This window comes from Streptomyces sp. NPDC037288 (assembly GCF_055603265.1).
In genome coordinates this window covers 1-21,134 of the sequence record NZ_JBVJVY010000009.1, presented here as the reverse complement: position 1 = coordinate 21,134, position 21,134 = coordinate 1, and the positions used below count along the sequence as shown (strand labels likewise).

Annotated in this window: 20 protein-coding genes; 7 read left to right on the top strand and 13 right to left on the bottom strand. The window is 72.8% G+C overall.

Annotated elements, in window-relative coordinates:
* Window positions 1-69: 69 nt before the first annotated feature.
* From ACZ7GZ_RS13310 to ACZ7GZ_RS13285, 6 genes are all read right to left on the bottom strand, one after another.
* On the bottom strand, window positions 70-693 hold the full coding sequence (locus ACZ7GZ_RS13310) for a GntR family transcriptional regulator (RefSeq protein ID WP_471023701.1): 624 nt from the start codon (window positions 691-693) through the stop codon (window positions 70-72).
* A 179-nt stretch (window positions 694-872) separates the two neighbouring features.
* Window positions 873-2,663, bottom strand: coding sequence for a 2-oxoglutarate dehydrogenase, E2 component, dihydrolipoamide succinyltransferase (gene sucB, locus ACZ7GZ_RS13305; RefSeq protein WP_471023699.1), 1,791 nt, complete (start codon window positions 2,661-2,663; stop codon window positions 873-875).
* Window positions 2,664-2,724: 61 nt separating this feature from the next.
* A complete protein-coding gene (lpdA, locus tag ACZ7GZ_RS13300; RefSeq protein ID WP_471023698.1) occupies window positions 2,725-4,113 on the bottom strand; it encodes a dihydrolipoyl dehydrogenase in 1,389 nt (462 codons plus the stop codon).
* 290 nt (window positions 4,114-4,403) lie between these two features.
* On the bottom strand, window positions 4,404-5,960 hold the full coding sequence (locus ACZ7GZ_RS13295; RefSeq protein ID WP_471023696.1) for a leucyl aminopeptidase: 1,557 nt from the start codon (window positions 5,958-5,960) through the stop codon (window positions 4,404-4,406).
* Between the two features lie 203 nt (window positions 5,961-6,163).
* On the bottom strand, window positions 6,164-6,787 hold the full coding sequence (locus ACZ7GZ_RS13290) for an RDD family protein (RefSeq protein ID WP_471023693.1): 624 nt from the start codon (window positions 6,785-6,787) through the stop codon (window positions 6,164-6,166).
* A gap of 101 nt (window positions 6,788-6,888) precedes the next feature.
* Window positions 6,889-7,674, bottom strand: coding sequence for an adenosylcobinamide-GDP ribazoletransferase (locus tag ACZ7GZ_RS13285; RefSeq protein WP_471023692.1), 786 nt, complete (start codon window positions 7,672-7,674; stop codon window positions 6,889-6,891).
* Between the two features lie 60 nt (window positions 7,675-7,734).
* On the opposite strand from ACZ7GZ_RS13285, the gene ACZ7GZ_RS13280 reads away from it, so the two are divergent.
* Window positions 7,735-8,499: a hypothetical protein gene (locus tag ACZ7GZ_RS13280; RefSeq protein WP_471023690.1), complete on the top strand. Its 765-nt coding sequence runs from the start codon at window positions 7,735-7,737 to the stop codon at window positions 8,497-8,499.
* Here ACZ7GZ_RS13280 and ACZ7GZ_RS13275 read toward each other — a convergent pair.
* From ACZ7GZ_RS13275 to cobT, 3 genes are all read right to left on the bottom strand, one after another.
* Window positions 8,439-9,191, bottom strand: coding sequence for a hypothetical protein (locus ACZ7GZ_RS13275; protein ID WP_471023689.1), 753 nt, complete (start codon window positions 9,189-9,191; stop codon window positions 8,439-8,441). The genes ACZ7GZ_RS13280 and ACZ7GZ_RS13275 overlap by 61 nt on opposite strands.
* 25 nt (window positions 9,192-9,216) lie before the next feature.
* Entirely contained in the window at window positions 9,217-11,013 is a 1,797-nt protein-coding gene (locus ACZ7GZ_RS13270; RefSeq protein WP_471023686.1) for a phosphatidylglycerol lysyltransferase domain-containing protein, read from the bottom strand.
* Window positions 11,014-11,175: 162 nt separating this feature from the next.
* The gene (gene cobT, locus ACZ7GZ_RS13265) at window positions 11,176-12,264 is read right to left on the bottom strand and encodes a nicotinate-nucleotide--dimethylbenzimidazole phosphoribosyltransferase (protein WP_471023685.1); all 1,089 of its coding nucleotides are present in this window, start codon (window positions 12,262-12,264) and stop codon (window positions 11,176-11,178) included.
* A 133-nt stretch (window positions 12,265-12,397) separates the two neighbouring features.
* Here cobT and ACZ7GZ_RS13260 point away from each other — a divergent pair, with 133 nt between their 5' ends.
* Window positions 12,398-13,381: a class I SAM-dependent methyltransferase gene (locus tag ACZ7GZ_RS13260; RefSeq protein WP_471023683.1), complete on the top strand. Its 984-nt coding sequence runs from the start codon at window positions 12,398-12,400 to the stop codon at window positions 13,379-13,381.
* Window positions 13,382-13,420: 39 nt separating this feature from the next.
* Here ACZ7GZ_RS13260 and ACZ7GZ_RS13255 read toward each other — a convergent pair whose 3' ends face one another.
* Window positions 13,421-14,623, bottom strand: coding sequence for a bifunctional adenosylcobinamide kinase/adenosylcobinamide-phosphate guanylyltransferase (locus ACZ7GZ_RS13255; RefSeq protein WP_471023681.1), 1,203 nt, complete (start codon window positions 14,621-14,623; stop codon window positions 13,421-13,423).
* A gap of 80 nt (window positions 14,624-14,703) precedes the next feature.
* On the opposite strand from ACZ7GZ_RS13255, the gene ACZ7GZ_RS13250 reads away from it, so the two are divergent.
* Window positions 14,704-14,919, top strand: coding sequence for a hypothetical protein (locus ACZ7GZ_RS13250; RefSeq protein WP_471023679.1), 216 nt, complete (start codon window positions 14,704-14,706; stop codon window positions 14,917-14,919).
* 42 nt (window positions 14,920-14,961) lie between these two features.
* Here the strand turns inward: ACZ7GZ_RS13250 and ACZ7GZ_RS13245 are convergent, their stop codons facing one another.
* The 3 genes from ACZ7GZ_RS13245 to ACZ7GZ_RS13235 all read right to left on the bottom strand — a co-directional run bounded on the left by ACZ7GZ_RS13245 (window position 14,962) and on the right by ACZ7GZ_RS13235 (window position 17,503).
* Window positions 14,962-16,035, bottom strand: coding sequence for a S1C family serine protease (locus ACZ7GZ_RS13245; RefSeq protein ID WP_471023677.1), 1,074 nt, complete (start codon window positions 16,033-16,035; stop codon window positions 14,962-14,964).
* A gap of 56 nt (window positions 16,036-16,091) precedes the next feature.
* The gene (locus tag ACZ7GZ_RS13240; protein WP_471023675.1) at window positions 16,092-16,793 is read right to left on the bottom strand and encodes a class I SAM-dependent methyltransferase; all 702 of its coding nucleotides are present in this window, start codon (window positions 16,791-16,793) and stop codon (window positions 16,092-16,094) included.
* An 83-nt stretch (window positions 16,794-16,876) separates the two neighbouring features.
* Complete coding sequence (locus tag ACZ7GZ_RS13235) at window positions 16,877-17,503, bottom strand: DUF3043 domain-containing protein (RefSeq protein ID WP_471023672.1); 627 nt, start codon at window positions 17,501-17,503, stop codon at window positions 16,877-16,879.
* A 246-nt stretch (window positions 17,504-17,749) separates the two neighbouring features.
* Between ACZ7GZ_RS13235 and ACZ7GZ_RS13230 the strand changes: the two genes are divergently transcribed.
* From ACZ7GZ_RS13230 to ACZ7GZ_RS13215, 4 genes are all read left to right on the top strand, one after another.
* Window positions 17,750-18,541, top strand: a complete 792-nt coding sequence (locus ACZ7GZ_RS13230) for a PspA/IM30 family protein (protein WP_471023670.1) — start codon at window positions 17,750-17,752, stop codon at window positions 18,539-18,541.
* Window positions 18,542-18,574: 33 nt separating this feature from the next.
* Window positions 18,575-18,853 carry a PspA-associated protein PspAA gene (pspAA, locus tag ACZ7GZ_RS13225; protein WP_471023667.1) on the top strand — a complete coding sequence of 93 codons (279 nt, stop codon included), beginning with the start codon at window positions 18,575-18,577 and terminating at the stop codon, window positions 18,851-18,853.
* 170 nt (window positions 18,854-19,023) lie between these two features.
* Entirely contained in the window at window positions 19,024-20,244 is a 1,221-nt protein-coding gene (locus ACZ7GZ_RS13220) for a sensor histidine kinase (protein ID WP_471023666.1), read from the top strand.
* A complete protein-coding gene (locus ACZ7GZ_RS13215) occupies window positions 20,241-20,915 on the top strand; it encodes a response regulator (RefSeq protein ID WP_471023664.1) in 675 nt (224 codons plus the stop codon). The genes ACZ7GZ_RS13220 and ACZ7GZ_RS13215 overlap by 4 nt, the downstream gene beginning before the upstream one ends.
* Window positions 20,916-21,134 lie beyond the last annotated feature (219 nt).

Here is a 21,134-nt window from a genome sequence, read left to right as displayed (position 1 = left end):
TCGGCGATGGCACCGGGTGACGCGGAAATGCCTTGTTTTCGCAGGTGAGCGGGTGGATGCTCGGCTGCGTCAGGCGCGCGGGGCGCAGCCCAGGACGTGCGCCTTCACCAGCTCCGCGATCCGCGGATCCCGGCGCTTGAACGCCTGCACCAGTTCCTCGTGCTCCTCCGCGTACGACTGCTGGACGGTGCCCAGCCAGCGGATGGACAGGGCGGTGAACACCTCGATGCCGAGGCCTTCCCAGGTGTGCAGCAGCACCGAGTTCTGCGCGGCGCGCACGAGTTCGCGGTGGAAGCCGACCGTGTGGCGGACCTGGGCGGTGCCGTCGGCGTTGCGGTCGGCGTCGTAGAGCGCTGCCACATGCGGCTCCAGGGCCGAGCAGTCCTCCGCGAGGCGTTCGGCCGCGAGTTCCGCCGCGATGGCCTCCAGGCCGGCCCTGACGGGATAGCTCTCCTCCAGGTCGGCCGCGGTCAGGTTGCGGACGCGTACGCCCTTGTTCGGTGCGGACTCGATCAGGCGCAGGGACTCCAGCTCGCGCAGAGCCTCGCGCACCGGGGTCTGGCTGACCTCCAGCTCGGTGGCGATGCGGCGCTCCACGATGCGCTCACCCGGCTGCCAGCGCCCGCTGACGATCCCTTCCACGATGTGCTCGCGGATCTGCTCGCGCAGCGAGTGGACGACGGGCGCGGTCATGAAGGCTCCTTAGGGAGGGCTGACGTTTAGACAATACGGCGGGTTCGCTCCGGGGGTAGGGCGTGTGGGGGTGCTTTCGCGCAGGTGAGACGAGCCTTACACGCGACGTGTGCCGACAGACACGAGCGCCCCGCCCGGAGAAGATCCGGACGGGGCGCCGTACTACCCGGTCAGGGAAGTCACAGGCCCAGCTCGACCTCGAACTCGCCCGCCTCCAGGATCGCCTTGACCGCCGTCAGGTAACGGGCCGCGTCGGCGCCGTCGACCAGGCGGTGGTCGTAGGAGAGGGTCAGGTAGGTCATGTCGCGGACGCCGATGACCGTGCCCTCCTCGGTCTCGATGACGGCCGGACGCTTGACCGTGGCACCGATGCCGAGGATCGCGACCTGGCCCGGCGGCACGATGATCGTGTCGAACAGCGCGCCGCGCGAACCGGTGTTGGAGATGGTGAAGGTCGCGCCGGACAGCTCGTCCGGGGTGATCTTGTTGGCGCGGACCTTGCCGGCCAGCTCCGCCGTGGCCTTGGCGATGCCCGCGATGTTCAGGTCGCCGGCGCGCTTGATGACCGGGGTCATCAGGCCCTTCTCGGAGTCCACCGCGATACCGATGTTCTCGGAGTCGAAGTAGGTGATCGTGCCCTCGGCCTCGTTGATCTTGGCGTTGATGACCGGGTGGGCCTTCAGCGCCTGCGCGGCGGCCTTGACGAAGAACGGCATCGGGGAGAGCTTGACGCCCTCGCGCGCGGCGAAGGAGTCCTTGGCCTGGGCGCGCAGGCGCATCAGGCGGGTGACGTCGACCTCGACGACCGACGACAGCTGGGCCTGCTCGTGCAGCGCCTTGACCATGTTGTCGCCGATGACCTTGCGGATGCGGGGCATCTTGACGGTCTGGCCGCGGAGCGGCGAGACCTCCAGGGCCGGCGCCTTCCTGGCGGCCGGAGCGGCGGCAGCGGCCGGAGCCGGGGCGGCGGCGGCCTTCGCGGCCTCGGCGGCGGCGATGACGTCCTGCTTGCGGATACGGCCGCCGACGCCGGTGCCCTTGACGGCGGCCAGGTCGACGCCGTTCTCGGCGGCGAGCTTGCGCACCAGCGGGGTGACGTACGCGCCCTCGTCGGTCGCCTGGGTGGCGGTCGGCGAGGTCGGCGCGGTGGCCGGGGCGACCGGAGCCGGAGCCGGAGCGGCCGGAGCGGCCGGAGCCGGGGCGGCAGCGACGGGCGCGGCCGGGGCGGCAGCGACGGGCGCGGCCGGGGCGGCGGGCGCGGCCGGGGCAGCCGGAGCCGGGGCAGCGGCAGCGGGAGCCGGGGCAGCGGGGGCCGGGGCCGGGGCGGCCGGAGCCGGAGCGGCGGCCGGGGCGGCACCCGGGGCGCCGATGACGGCGAGCTTGGCGCCGACCTCGGCGGTCTCGTCCTCGTTCACCACGATCTCCAGCAGCACGCCGGAGGCGGGCGCCGGGATCTCGGTGTCGACCTTGTCCGTGGAGACCTCGAGCAGCGGCTCGTCGGCCTCGACGGAGTCACCGACCGACTTCAGCCAGCGGGTGACGGTGCCCTCGGTGACGGACTCACCGAGCGCGGGCAGGACCACGTCCGTGCCCTCGGCGCCACCTGCCGGAGCGGCCGGAGCGGCGGGGACCTCGGGGGCGGGGGCCGGGGCCTCAGCCACCGGAGCGGCCGGGGCCGGAGCCTCGGCGGCGGGCGCCTCAGCCACGGGCCGGCTGGCGTCAGCCGCACCGGTGCCGTCGTCGATGACGGCCAGCTCGGCGCCGACCTCGACCGTCTCGTCCTCGGCGACCTTGATGGAGGCCAGCACACCGGCGGCCGGCGAGGGGATCTCGGTGTCGACCTTGTCGGTCGACACCTCGAGCAGCGGCTCGTCGGCCTCGACGCGCTCGCCCTCGGCCTTCAGCCAGCGGGTGACAGTGCCCTCGGTGACGCTCTCACCGAGCGCCGGAAGGGTTACGGAAACCGCCATGGTTTCGGTTGCTCCTAACGAATTGCGGAAGTCTGTGTCGTCGCGCCCGTGGACCGAAGGCTCAGTCGTGGGAGTGCAGCGGCTTGCCGGCCAGCGCCAGGTGCGCTTCGCCCATCGCCTCGTTCTGCGTCGGGTGGGCGTGGATGAGCTGGGCGACCTCGGCCGGCAGCGCCTCCCAGTTGTAGATCAGCTGGGCCTCGCCGACCTGCTCACCCATGCGGTCGCCGACCATGTGGACGCCGACGACGGCACCGTCCTTCACCTGGACGAGCTTGATCTCGCCCGCGGTGTTGAGGATCTTGCTCTTTCCGTTGCCCGCCAGGTTGTACTTCAGAGCGACGACCTTGTCCGCGCCGTAGATCTCCTTGGCCTTGGCCTCGGTGATACCGACGGAGGCGACCTCCGGGTGGCAGTACGTCACCCGCGGGACACCGTCGTAGTCGATCGGGACGACCTTCAGACCGGCCAGACGCTCCGCCACCAGGATGCCCTCGGCGAAGCCGACGTGCGCGAGCTGGAGCGTCGGGACGAGGTCACCGACCGCGGAGATGGTCGGGACGTTGGTGCGCATGTACTCGTCGACGAGGACGTAACCGCGGTCCATGGCGACCCCGGCCTCCTCGTAGCCCAGGCCCTGCGAGACCGGACCGCGGCCGACGGCGACGAGGAGGACCTCGGCCTCGAACTCCTTGCCGTCCGCCAGGGTGACCTTCACGCCGTCCTGGGTGTACTCGGCCTTCTGGAAGAAGGTGCCGAGGCTGAACTTGATGCCGCGCTTGCGGAACGCGCGCTCGAGAAGCTTCGAGGAGTTCTCGTCCTCGACCGGGACGAGGTGCTTCAGGCCCTCGATGACCGTGACGTCCGAGCCGAAGGACTTCCACGCCGAGGCGAACTCGACGCCGATGACACCGCCGCCCAGGATGATCGCGGACTTCGGCACGCGGTCCAGGACGAGGGCGTGGTCGGAGGAGATGATCCGGTTGCCGTCGATCTCCAGGCCCGGCAGCGACTTCGGCACGGAGCCGGTCGCCAGCAGGACGTGGCGGCCCTGGATGCGCCGGCCGTTCACGTCGACGGAGGTGGGGGAGGACAGCCGGCCCTCACCCTCGATGTAGGTCACCTTGCGGGACGCGATCAGACCCTGCAGGCCCTTGTACAGGCCGGCGATGACGCCGTCCTTGTACTTGTGGACGGCCGGGACGTCGATGCCCTCGAAGGTGGCCTTCACACCGAACTGCTCGCTCTCGCGGGCCTGGTCGGCGATCTCGCCAGCGTGCAGCAGGGCCTTGGTGGGGATGCAACCCCGGTGCAGGCAGGTGCCGCCGACCTTGTCCTTCTCGATCAGGGCGACGTCCAGGCCCAGCTGTGCCCCGCGCAGGGCCGCGGCGTAACCACCGCTACCACCGCCGAGGATCACTAGGTCGAAAACGGTGCTGGCGTCGTTCGCCACGTCACGTCCTCCATGCATGTGCGCCTTGCGCCGGTCGGCGATGACCGGCGGGCGGCTGGTGTCCGGCCGCTTGATGCTTCGGCCCTTCGGTGGGGGCCCTGTCCTGCCGGGCTCCATCTTTGCACTTGTTCGAGGCGGACGAGACGCCGGGCTGGAGTGTGAGACGTCCCACGTTCGCTTGAAAGGAACGGTGCGGCAGCGCCGGGGAAGGGGCGCGGGGAACCGCGCGCACCCCCCCGCGCCCCTGCAGCCGCCGCACGGACGGTGCGACCCGAGCTGGTGGGCGACCGTCAGCCCAGGTCACCCGCGGCGGTCAGCTCGGCAAGACGGACCAGCGTCCGTACCGCGGAACCCGTGCCGCCCTTCGGCGTGTACCCGAACGGCCCGCCCTCGTTGAACGCCGGTCCGGCGATGTCGAGGTGCGCCCAGGTGATCCCCTCGCCCACGAACTCGCGCAGGAAGAGACCCGCGACGAGCCCGCCGCCCATCCGTTCACCCATGTTCGCGATGTCGGCGACCTGGGACTCCATGCCCTTGCGCAGGTGCTCCGGCAGCGGCATGGGCCAGGCCGGCTCGCCCACCTCCTCCGCCGCCTCGAACACCGCGGAGCGGAAGGCGTCGTCGTTGGCCATGACGCCGAACGTCCGGCTGCCCAGCGCCAGCATCATCGCGCCGGTGAGCGTCGCGACGTCCACGATCGCGTCCGGGTTCTCCTGCGAGGCCGCCCACAGCGCGTCGGCGAGCACCAGCCGGCCCTCGGCGTCGGTGTTGAGGACCTCCACCGTCTTGCCGCTGTACATGCGCAGGACGTCACCCGGGCGCACGGCGGAGCCGGACGGCATGTTCTCGGCCAGCGCCAGCCAGCCGGTGACGTTGACCTCAAGGCCCAGCCGCGCGGCGGCGACGACGGCGGCGAACACGGCGGCGGCACCGCTCATGTCGCACTTCATCGTCTCGTTGTGCCCGGCCGGCTTCAGCGAGATGCCGCCCGAGTCGTAGGTGATGCCCTTGCCGACGAAGGAGAGGTGCTTTTCCGCCTTCGGGTGCGTGTACGACAGCTTCACCAGGCGCGGGGTGGCCGCCGAGCCGCCGCCGACGCCGAGGATGCCGCCGTAGCCGCCCTTGGCCAGGGCCTTGTCGTCGAGCACCTGCACCTTGATGCCGTGCTCCTTGGCCGCGGTCTGCGCGAGGCCGGCGAAGATGGCCGGGGTGAGGTCGTTCGGCGGGGTGTTGATCAGGTCGCGGGCGCGGTTCAGCTCCTCGGTGACCGCGACGGCGCGGGCGACGGCATCCTTGTGGGCGGTGTCGCGCGGCTTGCCGCCGAGCAGCGCGGCCTCGGCCAGCGGCGCCTTGCCGTTCTTGCCCTTGGCGGCGCCCTTCGCCTGGCCGTTCTCCTTGTAGACGTCGAAGGAGTAGGAGCCGAGCAGCACGCCCTCGGCGATCGCGCCGACGGCGCCCGGGCCGTCGACGGGCAGCGCGAACGCGGCCTTCTTCGACCCCGCGAGCGCCCGGGCCGCCACGCCGGCGGCCTTGCGCAGCGCCTCGGCGTCGTAACCCTCCTCCTCGCTCTTGGTGTCCGGCTCCGCGCCCAGGCCGACCGCCACGACGAGCGGTGCCTTGAAGCCGGCCGGAGCGGGCAGCTTCGTCAGCTCACCCTCGGCACCCGAGGCGCCGAGGGTCTCCAGGACGCCGGCCAGCTTGCCGTCGTACGCCTTGTCCACGGCCTCGGCGCCCGGCGCTACGACGAGGTCCCCAGACCTGGATCCAGCGCCCTTGGCGACACCGATCACAATCGCGTCGGCCCGCAGGCCGGGCGCCGCGGCGGTGCTGAGAGTCAGAGCAGTCACGGTGGTGAAATCTCGCTTCCGATGTATTGCGATCCTCGATCGCCCTTGTAAGGCGACCGCCGTCAGCGGGTGGGTCGACCGGGCCCGAGAGCCGACCGTAGGTCCATGCCTGGGCGCAGGTGGCAACCGGGGCCTTCACCCTGTCGGCGAACACCCGGGACGAGACTACGCGCGTGTGCGCGTTCGCTCATTCCTTCGGGTGTTCACCAGCGTGTGGTGTGGTGGCCGTTTCCGGCGCCCACCGGGCCGGACTCCGCCCGCTGCAACGCACCCACGACCGAGGTGCCGGCCAGCCGGTCGGCGAGGGAGCGGCGGCCGGGGAAGAACACGGTCAGCGCGTTGACCAGGAACAGCACCACCGCGACCGCCCACACCAGCACCGACAGCGCGAAATGGCCCTCGACCAGCAGCACGCAGGCCAGCGCGTACACCGCGACGTCGACGGCGGTGGTGACCGCGGCCCGGCGCAGGGCGTGCCGGGACAGCCGCGGGGTGACCCGCAGGCCGAGCAGGCCCTTGCCGAGGGTGCGGCCCAGCCAGGTGAGGCAGACCCACTGGTAGAGGAAGGTGACGACGACGAGTGCGCCGAAGGCCTCCTCGACGTCCAGCACCACCTTGTCCCACAGGGACAGGCCGAGGTGCTCGGAGGCGCCGACGACGTCCCCGCGCGAGGTGACGAGGTCGAGGCCGCCCTTCGTCGCCAGCTCGGGCACGTCCGTCACCAGCGCGGTGATTCTGTGGAAGGTGAGGATCGCCAGCAGCGTGGCTGCGGTCGCGATGAGTGCGAAGTCTATGAACCAGGCCGCGGTGCGGCGCAGTTTCAGCACGGCATTCCCCCCGATGACGACTCTCTTGTCCGTGTACGGGCGAAGATCTTAGCGCCGGTCGGGACAGGGGCGTCGTGTCGTTGGCGCGTCCGGGGCGCGCCTCAGCCACCCAGCGCCAGGACCACGAGGGCAGTCGTCGCCGCCGTCTCCGCCAAGGCCCCGAAGACGTCGCCCGTCATCCCGCCGAAGCGGCGGACGCAGCGGCGGAGGAGGAGTTCGGCGGCGGCGAGAGCCAGCGGGACCGCTGCCGCCGCGCGCAAGGCGCCGTACGGGCCGAAGGACCAACCTCCCGCGGCTGAGACGAGCGTGACCAGTGCCGCAACCGCCACCGCCCCGGCCACCGGCACCACCCCGGCCACCGCCGCCCCCAGTCCCTCCGGCCGGGCGGCCGGTACCCCTGCCCGGGCGGCAAGGGTGAGCGCCAGCCGAGCCGTGACGGCCGAGACCACGGCGGCCAGCACGCCCCTCGCCCAGGAGTCGCCGTACAGCTGCGCCAGGACCGCGACCTGGGCCAGGAGCGTCAAGATGAGGGTGATGACCCCGAACGGGCCGATGTCCGACTGCTTCATGATCCTGAGCGCGTCCTCCGCGGGCTTGCCGCTGCCCAGGCCGTCGGCGGTGTCGGCGAGTCCGTCGAGGTGCAGACCCCGGGTCAGCGCGGCGGGTACGGCGACCGAGGCGACCGCGGCGAGCAGCGGGCCGGCGCCCAGGAGGAGCAGGAGCAGCCCCGGTCCGGCCGCGCAGGCGCCCACGACCAGCCCGGCGACCGGGGCGCCGAGCATGCCGCCGCGCGCGGCCCGCCGGTCCCAGCGGTGCACCCGGACGGGGAGCACGGTGAGGGTGCCGAAGGCGAAGCGGAGGCCGTCGAGAGGGCTGGACTTGAGCACCGGCGAAGGTTATCCGGCGGGCGCGGAGCCGCCGTCCCCGCCCAGGGATAAGGTGCGCATATGGGGCACTGGTGGGTGCGGAACGTCGTGGAACCGGGCAAACTCCCGCTGCTGCTCGCCCTCGCCGCCTTCCTGCTGACCTTCGTGATCACCCGGGTGATCACCCGGCTGATCCGGGCCGGCAAGGGCCCGTTCGGCAACGTCAAGGCCGGCGGGCTGCACATCCACCACGTCGTCCCCGGGGTCGTCCTCATCGTCGTCGGCGGATTCGGCGCGGTGGCCAGCGACCGGCACGGTACGGGCGGGGCCGTCGCCGCCGTCCTGTTCGGGACGGGTACCGGTCTGGTCCTGGACGAGTTCGCGCTGATCCTGCACCTGGACGACGTCTACTGGACCGAGGAGGGCCGCAAGAGCGTCGAGGTCGTCGTGCTCACCGCCGCGCTCGTCGGGCTGCTGCTGGCCGGTTTCGCACCGTTCGGCGTGAACGACCTGTCCCAGCAGGAACTGGCCGACCGGGGCACGGTCATCTCCAACATCGCCGGGAACTTCCTGCTCTCCCTCGTGGCCCTGAGCAAGGGCAAGGCCCGCACCGCGGTGTTCGGTGTGATCGTGCCGCTGGTCGCGCTCGTCGGCGCGATCCGGCTCGCCCGCCCCGGCTCCCCGTGGGCCCGCCGCTTCTACGGCCGCCGCCCCCGCGCCCGCGCCAAGGCGGCCCTGCGCGCCTACCGCCACGACCGCCGCTGGGCCCGGCCGAGCCGCGCCGTTCAGGACTGGATCGGCGGCAAGCCCGACCCGCGCCCGGCCCGGCTGACCGGCCGTCGCTGACCGCGCCGCAGCAGATGGCCGTAGGCGCGCCGCAGTCCGTGCCCGCGGCGGTGCCGCAGCGCCACCGCGAGGCACAGTGTCCCCACGGCCATCAGCGCGGCCAGATGCTCCTTGCCCGCCAGGTTCTCCTTGAGCAGCACCTCGACGACCATCGCCAGGGTCACCGCACCCGAGGTGAGGTAGGCGCCGTACCGCCAGCTCACGAACACGGCGAGCCCCACCACCGCCGCCGACGGACCGGTGTCCACCACCTGCGCGTCCGTCCACGGCAGCCCGAACGGGGCGTGCGTGCCGAGCGTGATGCCGATGCGTGCGTACAGCGTCCCGGCGAGCGTGGCGACGGAGGCGATGGCCAGCGTCCGCCACCAGCCGATGCACACCTCGGCGATCCCGAACACCAGCAGGATCTGCGCCAGCGCGCCCCACACCGGCAGATCCAGCGCCGGCACGAACAGCGACAGGGGGGTGCGCAGCAGGGCCAGCCACAGCGGGTCCTCGGCCCGTACACCGCCCGCGTTCTGCACCAACTGGTAGCCCCACGACTGGTTCTGCACGTACTGCAGCAGGGCCGTCAGGCACACCGCCCCGAGCGTCATCGGGACCGCCCGCAGGCGCCGCTTCGGCAGGGCCTCCCGTACGGTGACGTACAGCAGGCCCCATTCCTCACGCGCCCAGCGGGCGAGCCTTCCCATCAAGCGTTCCTCATCCCCCGTACGGTCATCTGTGCGCGCCGAGGTGCCGGCGGTGCAGCCACTTCGGCAGCCCCGGCGCTTCCAGGAAGCCTTCCGCGCGGGCCGAGGCGAGGCCGATGCGCAGCAGGTCCGCGCTCTTCTCGAAGAGCAGGAACCGCGGCTCCCAGATGGGCCGGTACTTGGCGTTGGCGCGGTACAGCGACTCGATCTGCCACCAGCGCGAGAAGAAGCTGAGCAGCGACCGCCACCACCTCAGCACCGGTCCGGCACCGAGGCGCGCGCCACGTTCGAAGACCGAACGGAACATCGCGAAGTTGAGTGACACCTGCGTGATCTCGATCTCGCCGGCCCGCCGCAGCAGCTCGATGACCATGAACTCCATCAGCCCGTTCTCGGCGTGCCGGTCACGGCGCATCAGGTCCAGGGACAACCCGTGCGGCCCCCACGGCACGAAGGACAGCAGCGCGCGCAGCCGGCCCTCGGCGTCCGTGCACTCCAGCAGCACGCACCGCCCGTCCCCGGGGTCCCCGAGCCGGCCGAGCGCCATGCTGAACCCGCGCTCGGTCGCCCCGTCCCGCCAGTCGTCCGCGCAGGTCACGAGATATGTCATCTCGTCCGCCGGGATGTCCTCGTGCCGCCGGATCCGCACCTCGTACCCGGCCCGCCCGACCCGGTTGTACGCCTGCCGGACCGTCCGCATCGCCCGGCCCTCCAGCGTGAAGTCGGCGACCTCCACGATCGCCTCGTCGCCGAGTTCCAGCGCGTCCAGCCCGTGCCGGGCGTACACGGTCCCCGCCTCCTGGCTCGCGCCCATCACCGCCGGGATCCACCCGTGCGCCCGCGCCTCGGCCAGCCACGGCGCGATCGCGCCGGGCCAGGCCTCGGGGTCCCCGAGCGGATCACCGGAGGCCAGGCTCACCCCGCCGACCACCCGGTAGGCGACGGCCGCCTTCCCGGTCGGCGACCACACCACGCTCTTCTCCCGGCGCAGCGCGAAGTAGCCCAGCGAGTCCCGCTCGCCGTGCCGCTCCAGCAGGGCCCGCAGCTGTTTCTCGTCGTCGTCGGTGAGCGGGTCGACGGCGCGCCGGGAGCGGAAGGCGGCGTAGAGCACGGCGAGGACGAGGGCCGTACTCAGCACGTTCACGGCGACGTTGGCCCAGTTCGGCGGGTCGATCCCCTGGAAGCGGGACTCGTCGGCGGCCACCGACACCAGGCGCAGGACGCCGTAGTGCCAGCGCTCCAGGAAGGTCGAACGGGCCGCGTCGGGTGCCTGGTTGGTGGCGGTCACCAGCAGTCCGGCGAGGAGACTGGCCACGAGTCCGCCGCCGACGGCGACCGTCGCCGCCAGCCGGGGGTTGGACCGGTCGCCCTTGGCGTAGAACTCCGGGCGGCCCGCCAGCAGCGCGGCGACGAACGCGGCCGTGAGGCCCAGCGAGATCCAGTTCTGCGCGTACCGCCGGATCTCCGGGAACGCCATGGCCAGCGCGAACAGGGCGAGGAAGGACCCGCTGAGCACGAGGTTGAGGATCCAGGCGGCCCGCTTTCTGCGCCGCATGGTGATGGCGAGGAACGCGGTGAAGACGCCCGAGGCGAAACCGGCCGTCAGCAGGTACGGCGTGAAGAAGTCGTCCTGGTTGTGCCGGCGCACGTCCTGGCCGAGCGAGACCCAGACGGCGCTGAGGAAGTTGATGAAGGCGACGGTCCGCAGATACCAGACGGCGAAGGCGGCGGCCCGTCGGGAGGCCCCGGTGGACCGCCGCCCCTTCTCACCCGGGCGCCCCGGCTCGGCCTGCTGCTGCACGGCAATTCGGGCATCTCCCATGGGGCAGGATGATATGGGCGCCGCCCTGGCCAACCGTACCTTTTCGGTCTCTGTGGCGTGCGTACGGTTTCACGGCCGACTCGGCCGGCAACTCCATTCCGCCGCAACGGAGCTCAGCCCGCGGCCGTCAGATCCGGCGGTGCCCAACCGGCCGAAACCCGACTACTCCTTCGTCTCTTCCGGTTCCTTCCCGGAAGGCTCTTGCGGTTCCTTCTCGGGCAGCTCGGCGGCCAGCGCCGCAGCAGCCCGGACCAACGGCAGCGCCAGCAGCGCTCCCGCGCCCTCGCCGACCTTCACGCCCTGCTCCAGCAGCGGTTCCAGGGCCATCCGGTCCAGTGCCTTCGCCTGCCCCGGCTCCCCGCTGTCGTGCCCGGCCAGCCACCAGTCCGGCGCCCGGAAGGCGACCCGCTGGGCGACCAGCGCACACGCGGCGGCCACGACGCCGTCCAGGATCACCGGCAGCTTCCGCACCGCGCACTGCAGCAGGAACCCGGTCATCGCCGCGAGGTCCGCCCCGCCCACCGTCGCCAGCAGCTGCAGCTGGTCCCCGAGCACCGGCCGCGCCCGCCTGAGCGCGTCCCGGATCGCCGCACACTTGCGCATCCACGCCAGGTCGTCGATCGCGAGCCCGCCCCGCCCGGTCACCACCGACGCGTCGGTCCCGCACAGGGCGGCGATCAGCACCGCCGCGGCCGTGGTCCCGCCCACGCTGATGTCGCCGAGCACCACCAGGTCCGTACCCGAGTCGGCCTCCTCGTCGGCGACGGCGACGCCCGCGCGCAGCGCCGCCTCGGCCTCGTCGAGGGTGAGCGCGTCCTCGATGTCGATACGGCCGCTGCCGCGCCGCACCCGGTGCCGTACGACGTCCTCCGGGAAGGTGCCGGGCGCGCAGTCCAGGGCCATGTCCACGATCCGCACGGGCACCTCCTGCCGCCGCGCGAGCACGGACACCGGGCTCACGCCCTCCAGCACCGCCCGCACCAGCTGCTCCGCACTGCCCGCGGGACGCGCCGAGACGCCCAGCCCGGCGACTCCGTGGTCCCCGGCGAAGAGGATCACCCGCGGTCGCTCCACGGTGCGTACCGGTACGGCGCTCTGCGCGGCGGACAGCCACTCGCCCAGCTCGTCGAGGCGTCCCAGCGCCCCGGGCGGCACGATCTGGCGCTCACGCCGCGTCTCGGCGTCACGGCGCACGCCCCCGTCCGGGCGCTCGATCAGATCGGTGAAGTCGTCCAGATTAAGCCTGCTCATTCGCCGAACAGTACCGCCAGAGAACGAACGCTTCGGTGCCACATCGCCACCACACACCCACGACGTCATTGCACCCAAGATCGGGATCCCATACGTTCCGGTTTGCAGCGGAATGTCGCACAGGGAGCCGCCCATGCCGACCTCGCCCTTCACACCGACGACCCACCCGCGGTCGTCCGACCCGTTCCTCGAACCGCGCCGCGACAACTGCCCCTGGTGCGGCTCCGGGAAGCTGCGCACCCGGGTGCGCGCGGGTGACCCCCTACGGCACCGGCCGGGCCGGTTCGCCGTCGACCAGTGCCGTGACTGTGCCCACGTCTTCCAGAACCCCCGGCTCACGGCGGAAGGGTTCACCTTCTTCCACCGGGACTTCTACGAACGGCACCTGGAGGAGTTCACCGCCCGGATCCTGACCGCCGGCGCGGTCCGCCGCCGGCACCGCGCCACCGCCCGCAAGCTGTCGGCGCTGGCCGAGGCCGAGAGCTGGCTGGACGTGGGCACGGGACACGCCCGCTTCCCCGAGGCGGCGAAGGAGTTCTTCCCGTACACGAGCTTCGACGGCCTGGACCCGACGGTCCGGGTGCAGCAGGCCCAGCTGGAGGAGCGGGTCGAGGAGGCCCACCGCGGCTACCTCTCCACCCCCGGGATGGCGGCCCGGCTGCGCGCCCGCTACGACGTGGTCAGCATGTTCCGGCACGTGGAGCACGCGCCCGACCCGCGCGCCGAACTCCGCGCCGCCCTGACGGTCCTCCGCCCCGGCGGCCACCTCGTCGTGGAAGTCGCCGACCCGCGCTGCGGGTTCGCCGCGCTGCTCGGCAGATGGTGGCTCCCGTACGGGCAGCCCCGCCACCTGCACCTGATGCCGTTGGCGAATCTGTGCGCGGAGTTGGAGTCCTCGGGCTGCACGATCCTCGTCACGGACCGCCGCGCGCCGCACATCCCCTACGACCTCGCCGGGGCCGTCGCCCTGGCCTCGGCCGCGCATCCCCTGCTGAGGATCGCCGCAGCGCCCTTGCTGGACCTGGCGTCGGCCATGGACCACCTCCTGGCGCCCTTGCTGCGCCGCACCCCGTTCTCCAACGCGTACAGGATCGTGGCCCGCAAGGACCGTGGCTGACTTCGGGTGCGTGGGGGCGGCTCGCGCCCAGGCACCCGCTCAGCCCCGGAGCACCACAGCCTGCCCCGCCACGACCAGCAGCACCTGCTCGCACTCCGCCCCGAACGCCGCGTTCAGCCGCCCGAGTTCATCCCGGTACCGCCGCCCCGACGCAGTCGCCGGCACGATCCCCGACCCCACCTCGTTGGACACGGCGACAACGGTCCGCCGGGTACGGCGCACCGCGTCCGCCAGCTCCCGCACCCGCTCCCGCAGGGACTTCTCACCGCCGCCCGCCCACTCCGCGTCGTCCCACGCCCCCACCGAGTCCATGACGTCCGTCAGCCACAGCGACAGACAGTCGATGAGCAGCGGCGGCCCGTCCTCGCGGAGCAACGGCACCAGGTCCGTCGTCTCCGTCGTGCGCCACGACCCCGGCCGCCGCTCCCGGTGCGCGGCCACCCGCTGCGCCCACTCGCCGTCCCCGCCCCGCGTCCCGCCGGTCGCCACGTACAGCACGTCCGGGAAGGTCTCCAGGCGCCGCTCGGCCTCCACCGACTTGCCCGAGCGCGCCCCGCCCAGCACCAGCGTCCGGCGCGGCACGTCCGGTACGTCCTCGTACGCGCCGACGACCAGCGTCGTACCGTCGGCGACCGCCCGCGCCCCGGCCGCCGCCAGCCGGCGCCGCAGCTCCGGGCCGGGCGGCACGTCGTGGTCGAGGTGGACGGCGATCACGTCCGTGGTCGGACCGACGGAGCCGACCGCCCGCAGCCGGGCCAGCGCGTCCGGGCGGTCCACGACGTCCGCGAGGACCATGTCGTACGGCTCGGTCCCCGTCTCCTCCAGACCGGCCGGGGCCCCGCCGGGCGGCAGGTAGAGCAGCCGCCGGCCGTCCGGGCCGGTCACGTCGTATCCGGTGCCGCCCGCGTCCATCGCCAGCGCCCGCACCCGATGCCCCGTCAGCAGCGCCAGCTCGCGCCCGTCCGGCACCCGGCCGGGCTGCGGCAGCCCGGCCGGTACCTCCACCACCGGCCCGTTGTGCGGATGGGACAGCAGCGCCTGCCGCACCCCGCCCAGCGAACGCCCGGCCCGCGCCGCCGCGAACGCCGCGCCCGGTGTCAGATCGAGCAGCAGCGCCCCGTCCACCAACACGGCCGTGGCCGCCCGTGCGTCGGGCCCCAGCGCGGTCGCGCAGGCGGCGCAGGGGCAGTCGGGCCGGGGCAGTCCGGCCGGGGCGCCGGTACCGAGCAGAGTCACTTCCACGGATCGATTTTCGCCTGTCTGATCAGGTCTTGCGCTTCCGGCTAGTCTTCCGGCAGGTGTTGGATCACAAGGAGGCCCACATGACGGCATGGACGTGGCGGTTCGAGAAGGCCGACGGGACGGAGGTCCAGCCCGCGGTGCAGCCCGAGGAGTTCACCACCCAGGGAGATGCCGAGTCCTGGGTCGGGGAGCACTGGAAGGCGCTGCTGGAGGGCGGGGCCGACCAGGTGCGGCTGTTCGAGGAGACCACCGAGATCTACGGGCCGATGAGCCTGCACGCCGCCATGGAGGCGTAGGAGTGGGCCCGGGGGTACGGCTCGGGGCCGTACCCCCGCTTCTCACCGCCCGCCCAGCAGCACCTCCGCCGTCCGCTCGGCGCCGTCCCGCTGGAAGGTCACCCTCGTCCGCTGGCCCGGACTGTCCGCCGCCAGCGCCTCCGAGAGAGAGGTGATGGTGGTGAGGGGCTCGTCACCCAGTCTCGTGATGATGTCACCCGGCCGCAGGCCCGCCTTGTCGGCCGCGCCGCCGCTCCTGACGGTGACCACCGCCACCCCGGCGGGCTGGTAGCGGTCGTCGACGACGGTCCGTGCGGTGATGCCGAGCGCGGCCCGCCCGGAGTCGACGACCTTGCCGTTCTTGATGATCTGACCGGCGACCGTCTTCACCATGGACGCCGGGATGGCGAACCCGATGCCGGGTGCCGCGCTGCCGCCGAGGTCGGGGTCGGCGGCGGCGAGCGTGGGGATGCCGATGACCTGCCCGGCGAGGTTCACCAGCGCGCCGCCGCTGTTGCCGGGGTTGATGGCGGCCGAGGTCTGCACCATGTTCGCGATCGTCGCGCCCGTCCCGCCGCCCGCGCTGCCCTCGCTGACGGTCCGCCCGGTCGCCGAGACGATGCCCTGGGTCACGCTGGAGGACAGCCCGAGCGGCGAGCCCATGGCCAGCACGATCTGGCCGACCTCCACCTTCTCGTAGTCGCCGAACTCGGCCGCCTTCAGCCCGGCCGGCACCTTGTCCAGCTTGATCACGGCCAGGTCCTGCTCGGGGTAGGAGTACACCAGGCGCGCGGTGAGCGGCTCCTCGCTGTTGGCCGTGGTCACCTGGAAGCTCTTCTCCGACTGGACCACGTGCGCGTTGGTGACGATGTGCCCCCGGCCGTCGTACACCACTCCGGAGCCCAGGTCGTGGCTCGCCCGGATCTGCACGACCGACGGCAGGACCTCCTTGATGACCTTCTGGTACTGCGCCTGCAGATCACTCGCGGCCGGCGGCCCGGCGGCCGGCGCGGGTGCGGCGGTGTCCTGACCGGCCGGAGCGGCGGAGCCGGTGCAGCCGGCGGCGAGGACCGCGCAGCACGCCAGCGCGACGGCGGAGACGGCCTTCCGGAGGGCACGGGTGAGGGAAGCGTCCATGCCCCGAGTCTCACCAGGCGGTGATCACCCGGCCCGCGCTGTTCCCCCGAACGGTCTCAGCCGCGTACGCCGCACAGGTGCAGCAGCGCCGCCACCCTGCGGTAGGGGTCCGTGCGCCCGGCCCGCTCCTCGACCGCGAGCAGTGCTTGCAGGTCGTCCGGGATCGGCGCGTCGTCCGCCGCGGTGTCCGTGAAGACCCGGACGCCGTACCAGGCGTGCAGCGGTGCCGCGATCCCGGCGAGCGTCGCGGTGAGCGCCGACAGCCGGTCGGCGCGGACGTCCAGGCCCAGCCGGTTGCGGTAGGCGGTGGTGTCGAAGGCGGCCAGCGCCCCCGCCCAGTCACCGGCGAGGCCCGGCCGCATGGCGAGCGCGTCGCCGTTGCGGACCAACAGGGACAGCAGTCCGCCGGGCGCGAGCATCCGGGCCAGCCCCGCCACCAGCGGGTCGGGCTCCTCCACGTACATCAGCACCCCGTGGCACAGCACCACGTCGAAGCTGCCCGGCAGGAAGTGGACACCGGTGTCCCGCCCGTCACCCTGCACCAGCCGGACCCGCTCACGGATGCCCTCCGGCTCGGCGGCCAGCACCTCGTGCGCGGCGGCGACCATCGTCGCGTCCTGCTCGACCCCGGTCACCTGATGGCCGAGCCGGGCCAGCCGCAGGGCCTGCGTGCCCTGGCCCATCCCCACGTCGAGCACCCGCAGCCGCTGCCCGACCGGGAACCGCCCGGCTATCTGCTCGTCCAGCTGCCGGGCCACCAGCTCCTGCCGTACGACGTCACGCAGCCCGCCCAGCCCGTTCAGCCAGGCCTCGGCCGCGCCCCCGGTGAAAGCGTCTGCGCTCAGGGCCGCTCTCCGCGCTTGACCTGCGGCTTCGGCAGCCGGAGCCGGCGCATCTGCAGGGAGCGCATCAGGGCGTAGGCGACCGCGCCGCGCGTGTTCTCGTCCGGGAAGCGCTCCTTGAGCCGCTTCTTCAGCCGGAACCCGCTGATCGCCGCGTCCACCACGATCAGCACGATCACGACCAGCCACAGCAGCAGCGCGACCGACTGGATCGCCGGCACCCGCACCACGCTCAGCACGAGGATCACCACGGCGAGCGGCAGGAAGAACTCCGCCACGTTGAACCGCGAGTCCACCCAGGCGCGGGCGAACTTGCGCACCGGGCCCTTGTCCCGGGCGGGCAGATAGCGCTCGTCGCCACTGGCCAGCGCCTGGCGCTGCCGCGTCAGGGCCTGGCGCCGCTCCTCGCGCTGGCGCTTCGCGGCCTCCTTGCGGTTGGTCGGCGTGTGGGCCACGCTGCGCCGCTGGGACTGGGCCTCACTGCGCTTGGGCGTGGGCCTGCCCTTCGGGGCCTGCGGGTCACGGGGCTGCTTGGAGAGGTCTACCGCCGTCTTGTCGGCGGGAGCCTTCTCGTCCTTGGCACGGCTACGGAACACAAAACCCAAGGGTACGGGCTGCACCGGCATGGACCCCAGCCGGGCGGGGAACGATCCGGCAACACCGGACGTCTGTAGGGGGACAGAGGGGACGTTCCGGTGCGGGCAGGTGGGGGATCACCTACTCCTCACGCCGGAGCGATAGCGTCCGCAGTCGTCCTCGGGGATGAGCGCATCACTCCCCGAACAGTGCGGTAATGGAGTCAGGGCCCGTACTGTGGGTCCTGTCGCAGGATCTGTGAGCTGGAGTCCGTCAGAAGGGGGCGCGCGAAGCCCATGAGCGGTGTCATGAAGCGTATGGGGATGATCTTCCGCGCGAAGGCGAACAAGGCCCTTGACCGGGCCGAGGACCCGCGCGAGACCCTCGATTACTCGTACCAGAAGCAGCTGGAGCTGCTGCAGAAGGTGCGCCGCGGCGTCGCCGACGTGGCCACCAGCCGCAAGCGCCTGGAACTCCAGCTCAACCAGCTGCAGCAGCAGTCCGGCAAGCTCGAGGACCAGGGCCGCAAGGCGCTCGCCCTCGGCCGCGAGGACCTGGCCCGCGAGGCGCTGTCCCGGCGCGCCGCCCTCCAGCAGCAGGTCACCGACCTCGAGACACAGCACGCCACCCTCCAGGGCGAGGAGGAGAAGCTCACGCTCGCGGCCCAGCGCCTGCAGGCCAAGGTCGACGCCTTCCGCACGAAGAAGGAGACCATCAAGGCCACCTACACCGCGGCCCAGGCCCAGACCCGCATCGGCGAGGCCTTCTCCGGCATCTCCGAGGAGATGGGCGACGTCGGCCTGGCCATCCAGCGCGCCGAGGACAAGACGCAGCAGCTCCAGGCCCGCGCCGGCGCCATCGACGAACTGCTCGCCTCCGGTGCCCTGGACGACCCGACCGGAATGGCCAAGGACGACATCGCGGCCGAGCTGGACCGGCTCTCCGGTGGTAGTGATGTAGAGCTGGAACTGCAGCGCATGAAGGCCGAGCTGGCCGGAGGCTCCCCGCAGCAGGCGATCGAGGGCGGCACGGGCCAGGGGCAGACCCAGCAGCACCCGCAGGACACCCCGCGCTTCGACAAGCAGTAGCCCGGCGCCGGGACCCGAGCCGAGGAGGCCGACGTGATCGTACGGATCATGGGGGAGGGCCAGGTGCAGCTGGACGACTCCCACTTCGTCGAGCTGAACAAGCTGGACGACGAGCTGCTGGCGGAGATGGAGGGCGGTGACGAGGCGGCGTTCCGCCGCACCTTCGCCGCCCTCCTGGACGCCGTCCGCCGTCTCGGCACCCCGCTTCCGGACGACGCGCTGGAACCCTCGCAGCTGATCCTTCCGTCGCCGGACGCGTCGCTGGCGGAGGTCCGGGAGATGCTGAGCGACGACGGGTTGATTCCCGGGTGAGAGCCCCGGCGGATCGGGCCGTGCGCCGACCGCGGGCCGGTGGGGGCTGATCACGCAGTTCCCCGCTCGGGGTACCCCCTTCGGGGGAGGCGCCCGGCCGGCGCGGGCGAGCGACCCGACCCTGGGCCGGCACCGGTACAGGCACCGCGCAGCACCCGTACTGTTCACCCGTGAGCACTCTCGACCGCGCCCGGTGCAGCGTGAAGGCACACCCCCTCGCGCTGGACGCCTCCATCGCGGCAAGCGTACTCGTGTGCATGGTCGCCGGCTCCTTCGTCGTCCCCCACGGAGCGCACGGCGTCACCTGGGGCGTCCGTACGCCCGACCCCCTCAGCCTCGTCCTCATGGTCCTCACCGCGGCCGCGCTCGTCTTCCGCCGCCGCGCCCCCAAGACGGTCCTCGCCACCACCGGCGCGCTCTCCGTGGTCGAGTGCGTCACCGGCGACCCGCGCGCCCCGGTCGCGATGTCCGCCGTCATCGCCCTGTACACCGTCGCCGCGACCACCGACCGCACCACCACCTGGCGCGTCGGCCTGCTCACCACGACCGTGCTGACGGCCGCCGCCATGCTCGGCGGCCCCTTGCCCTGGTACGCGCAGGAGAACCTGGGTGTGCTCGCCTGGACCGGCATCGGCGCCACCGCGGGGGACGCCGTACGCAGCCGGCGCGCGGTCGTCCAGGCCATCCGGGAGCGCGCCGAGAGGGCCGAACGCACCCGTGAGGAGGAGGCCCGCCGCCGCGTCGCCGAGGAGCGGCTGCGCATCGCCCGCGATCTGCACGACGTCGTCGCCCACCACATCGCCCTCGTGAACGTGCAGGCCGGGGTCGCCGCGCACGTCATGGACAAGCGGCCCGACCAGGCCAAGGAGGCCCTCGCCCACGTCCGCGAGGCCAGCCGGTCCGCGCTCGACGAACTGCGCGCCACCGTCGGGCTGCTGCGGCAGTCCGGCGACCCGGAGGCACCGACCGAACCCGCACCCGGCCTCAGCCGTCTGGAGGAGCTGGCCGCCACCTTCCGCAACGCGGGCCTGCCGGTACAGGTGGCCCGCGCCGACCAGGGCACCGAACTGCCCGCCGCCGTCGACCTGGCCGCCTACCGGATCGTCCAGGAGGCTCTGACCAATGTGCAGAAGCACGCCGGGCCCGAGGCCGAGGCCGAGGTCAGCGTCGTACGGGTGGGGACGGACATCGAGGTGACCGTGCTGGACGACGGGGCGGGCGCGGACGGGGAGCCGGGGGCCGGCGGCGGGCACGGGCTGCTCGGCATGCGCGAGCGGGTCACCGCCGTCGGTGGCACCCTCACCACCGGACCCCGCTACGGCGGCGGCTACCGCGTCCATGCGATCCTGCCCCTCAAGACCCGTACGACGGCCCCGGGGGAGCCCGTATGACGATCCGTGTCCTGCTCGCCGACGACCAGGCACTGCTGCGCAGCGCGTTCCGGGTACTGGTCGACTCCGAGCCCGACATGGAGGTGGTGGGGGAGGCCTCCGACGGTGCCGAGGCCGTCCGGCTGGCCAGGGAGCAGGCCGCCGACGTGGTCCTCATGGACATCCGGATGCCCGGCACGGACGGGCTCGCCGCGACCCGTCTGATCAGCGCCGATCCGTCCCTGGTGCACGTCCGTGTGGTCATCCTGACCACCTTCGAGGTGGACGACTACGTGGTCCAGGCCCTGCGCGCGGGCGCCTCCGGCTTCCTCGGCAAGGGCAGCGAGCCGGAGGAACTGCTCAACGCCATCCGGGTCGCGGCGGGCGGTGAGGCCCTGCTGTCTCCCACCGCCACCAAGGGCCTGATCGCCCGCTTCCTCGCCCAGGGCGACGACGACCGCGACCCCGCCCGCTCCGAGCGGCTCGGCGCGCTCACCGGCCGGGAGCGGCAGGTGCTCGTCCAGGTCGCCGGCGGCCACTCCAACGACGAGATCGCCGAGCGCCTGGAGGTGAGCCCGCTGACGGTGAAGACGCACGTCAACCGGGCCATGGCCAAGCTGGGCGCGCGCGACCGGGCGCAGCTCGTGGTGATCGCGTACGAGTCGGGGCTGGTACGTCCGAGGATGGAGTGATCTCCACCCCGGCCTCCTGCGGATCTCCACCCGGGCGTACTGCGGACGGAGTAAGGCCCGGATAAGGCCGGGCGGGAGAAGGTCCTGGAGCCCGCCGGCGTCTGAGTGCTCCTGCGGACACCGGGGCCGGGGGGGGGGGGGGGGGGGGGGGGGGGGGGGGGGGGGGGGGGGGGGGGGGGGGGGGGGGGGGGGGGGGGGGGGGGGGGGGGGGGGGAGGGG

What these genes read in the sequence shown, in the direction of transcription:
- ACZ7GZ_RS13310 (WP_471023701.1), bottom strand. Translation starts at nt 693, where the DNA reads ATGACCGCGCCCGTCGTCCACTCGCTGCGCGAGCAGATCCGCGAGCAC.
- sucB (WP_471023699.1), bottom strand. Translation starts at nt 2,663, where the DNA reads ATGGCGGTTTCCGTAACCCTTCCGGCGCTCGGTGAGAGCGTCACCGAG.
- ACZ7GZ_RS13280 (WP_471023690.1), top strand. Translation starts at nt 7,735, where the DNA reads ATGGGGCACTGGTGGGTGCGGAACGTCGTGGAACCGGGCAAACTCCCG.
- ACZ7GZ_RS13275 (WP_471023689.1), bottom strand. Translation starts at nt 9,191, where the DNA reads ATGGGAAGGCTCGCCCGCTGGGCGCGTGAGGAATGGGGCCTGCTGTAC.
- ACZ7GZ_RS13270 (WP_471023686.1), bottom strand. Translation starts at nt 11,013, where the DNA reads ATGGGAGATGCCCGAATTGCCGTGCAGCAGCAGGCCGAGCCGGGGCGC.
- cobT (WP_471023685.1), bottom strand. Translation starts at nt 12,264, where the DNA reads ATGAGCAGGCTTAATCTGGACGACTTCACCGATCTGATCGAGCGCCCG.
- ACZ7GZ_RS13260 (WP_471023683.1), top strand. Translation starts at nt 12,398, where the DNA reads ATGCCGACCTCGCCCTTCACACCGACGACCCACCCGCGGTCGTCCGAC.
- ACZ7GZ_RS13250 (WP_471023679.1), top strand. Translation starts at nt 14,704, where the DNA reads ATGACGGCATGGACGTGGCGGTTCGAGAAGGCCGACGGGACGGAGGTC.
- ACZ7GZ_RS13245 (WP_471023677.1), bottom strand. Translation starts at nt 16,035, where the DNA reads ATGGACGCTTCCCTCACCCGTGCCCTCCGGAAGGCCGTCTCCGCCGTC.
- ACZ7GZ_RS13235 (WP_471023672.1), bottom strand. Translation starts at nt 17,503, where the DNA reads ATGCCGGTGCAGCCCGTACCCTTGGGTTTTGTGTTCCGTAGCCGTGCC.
- ACZ7GZ_RS13230 (WP_471023670.1), top strand. Translation starts at nt 17,750, where the DNA reads ATGAGCGGTGTCATGAAGCGTATGGGGATGATCTTCCGCGCGAAGGCG.
- ACZ7GZ_RS13215 (WP_471023664.1), top strand. Translation starts at nt 20,241, where the DNA reads ATGACGATCCGTGTCCTGCTCGCCGACGACCAGGCACTGCTGCGCAGC.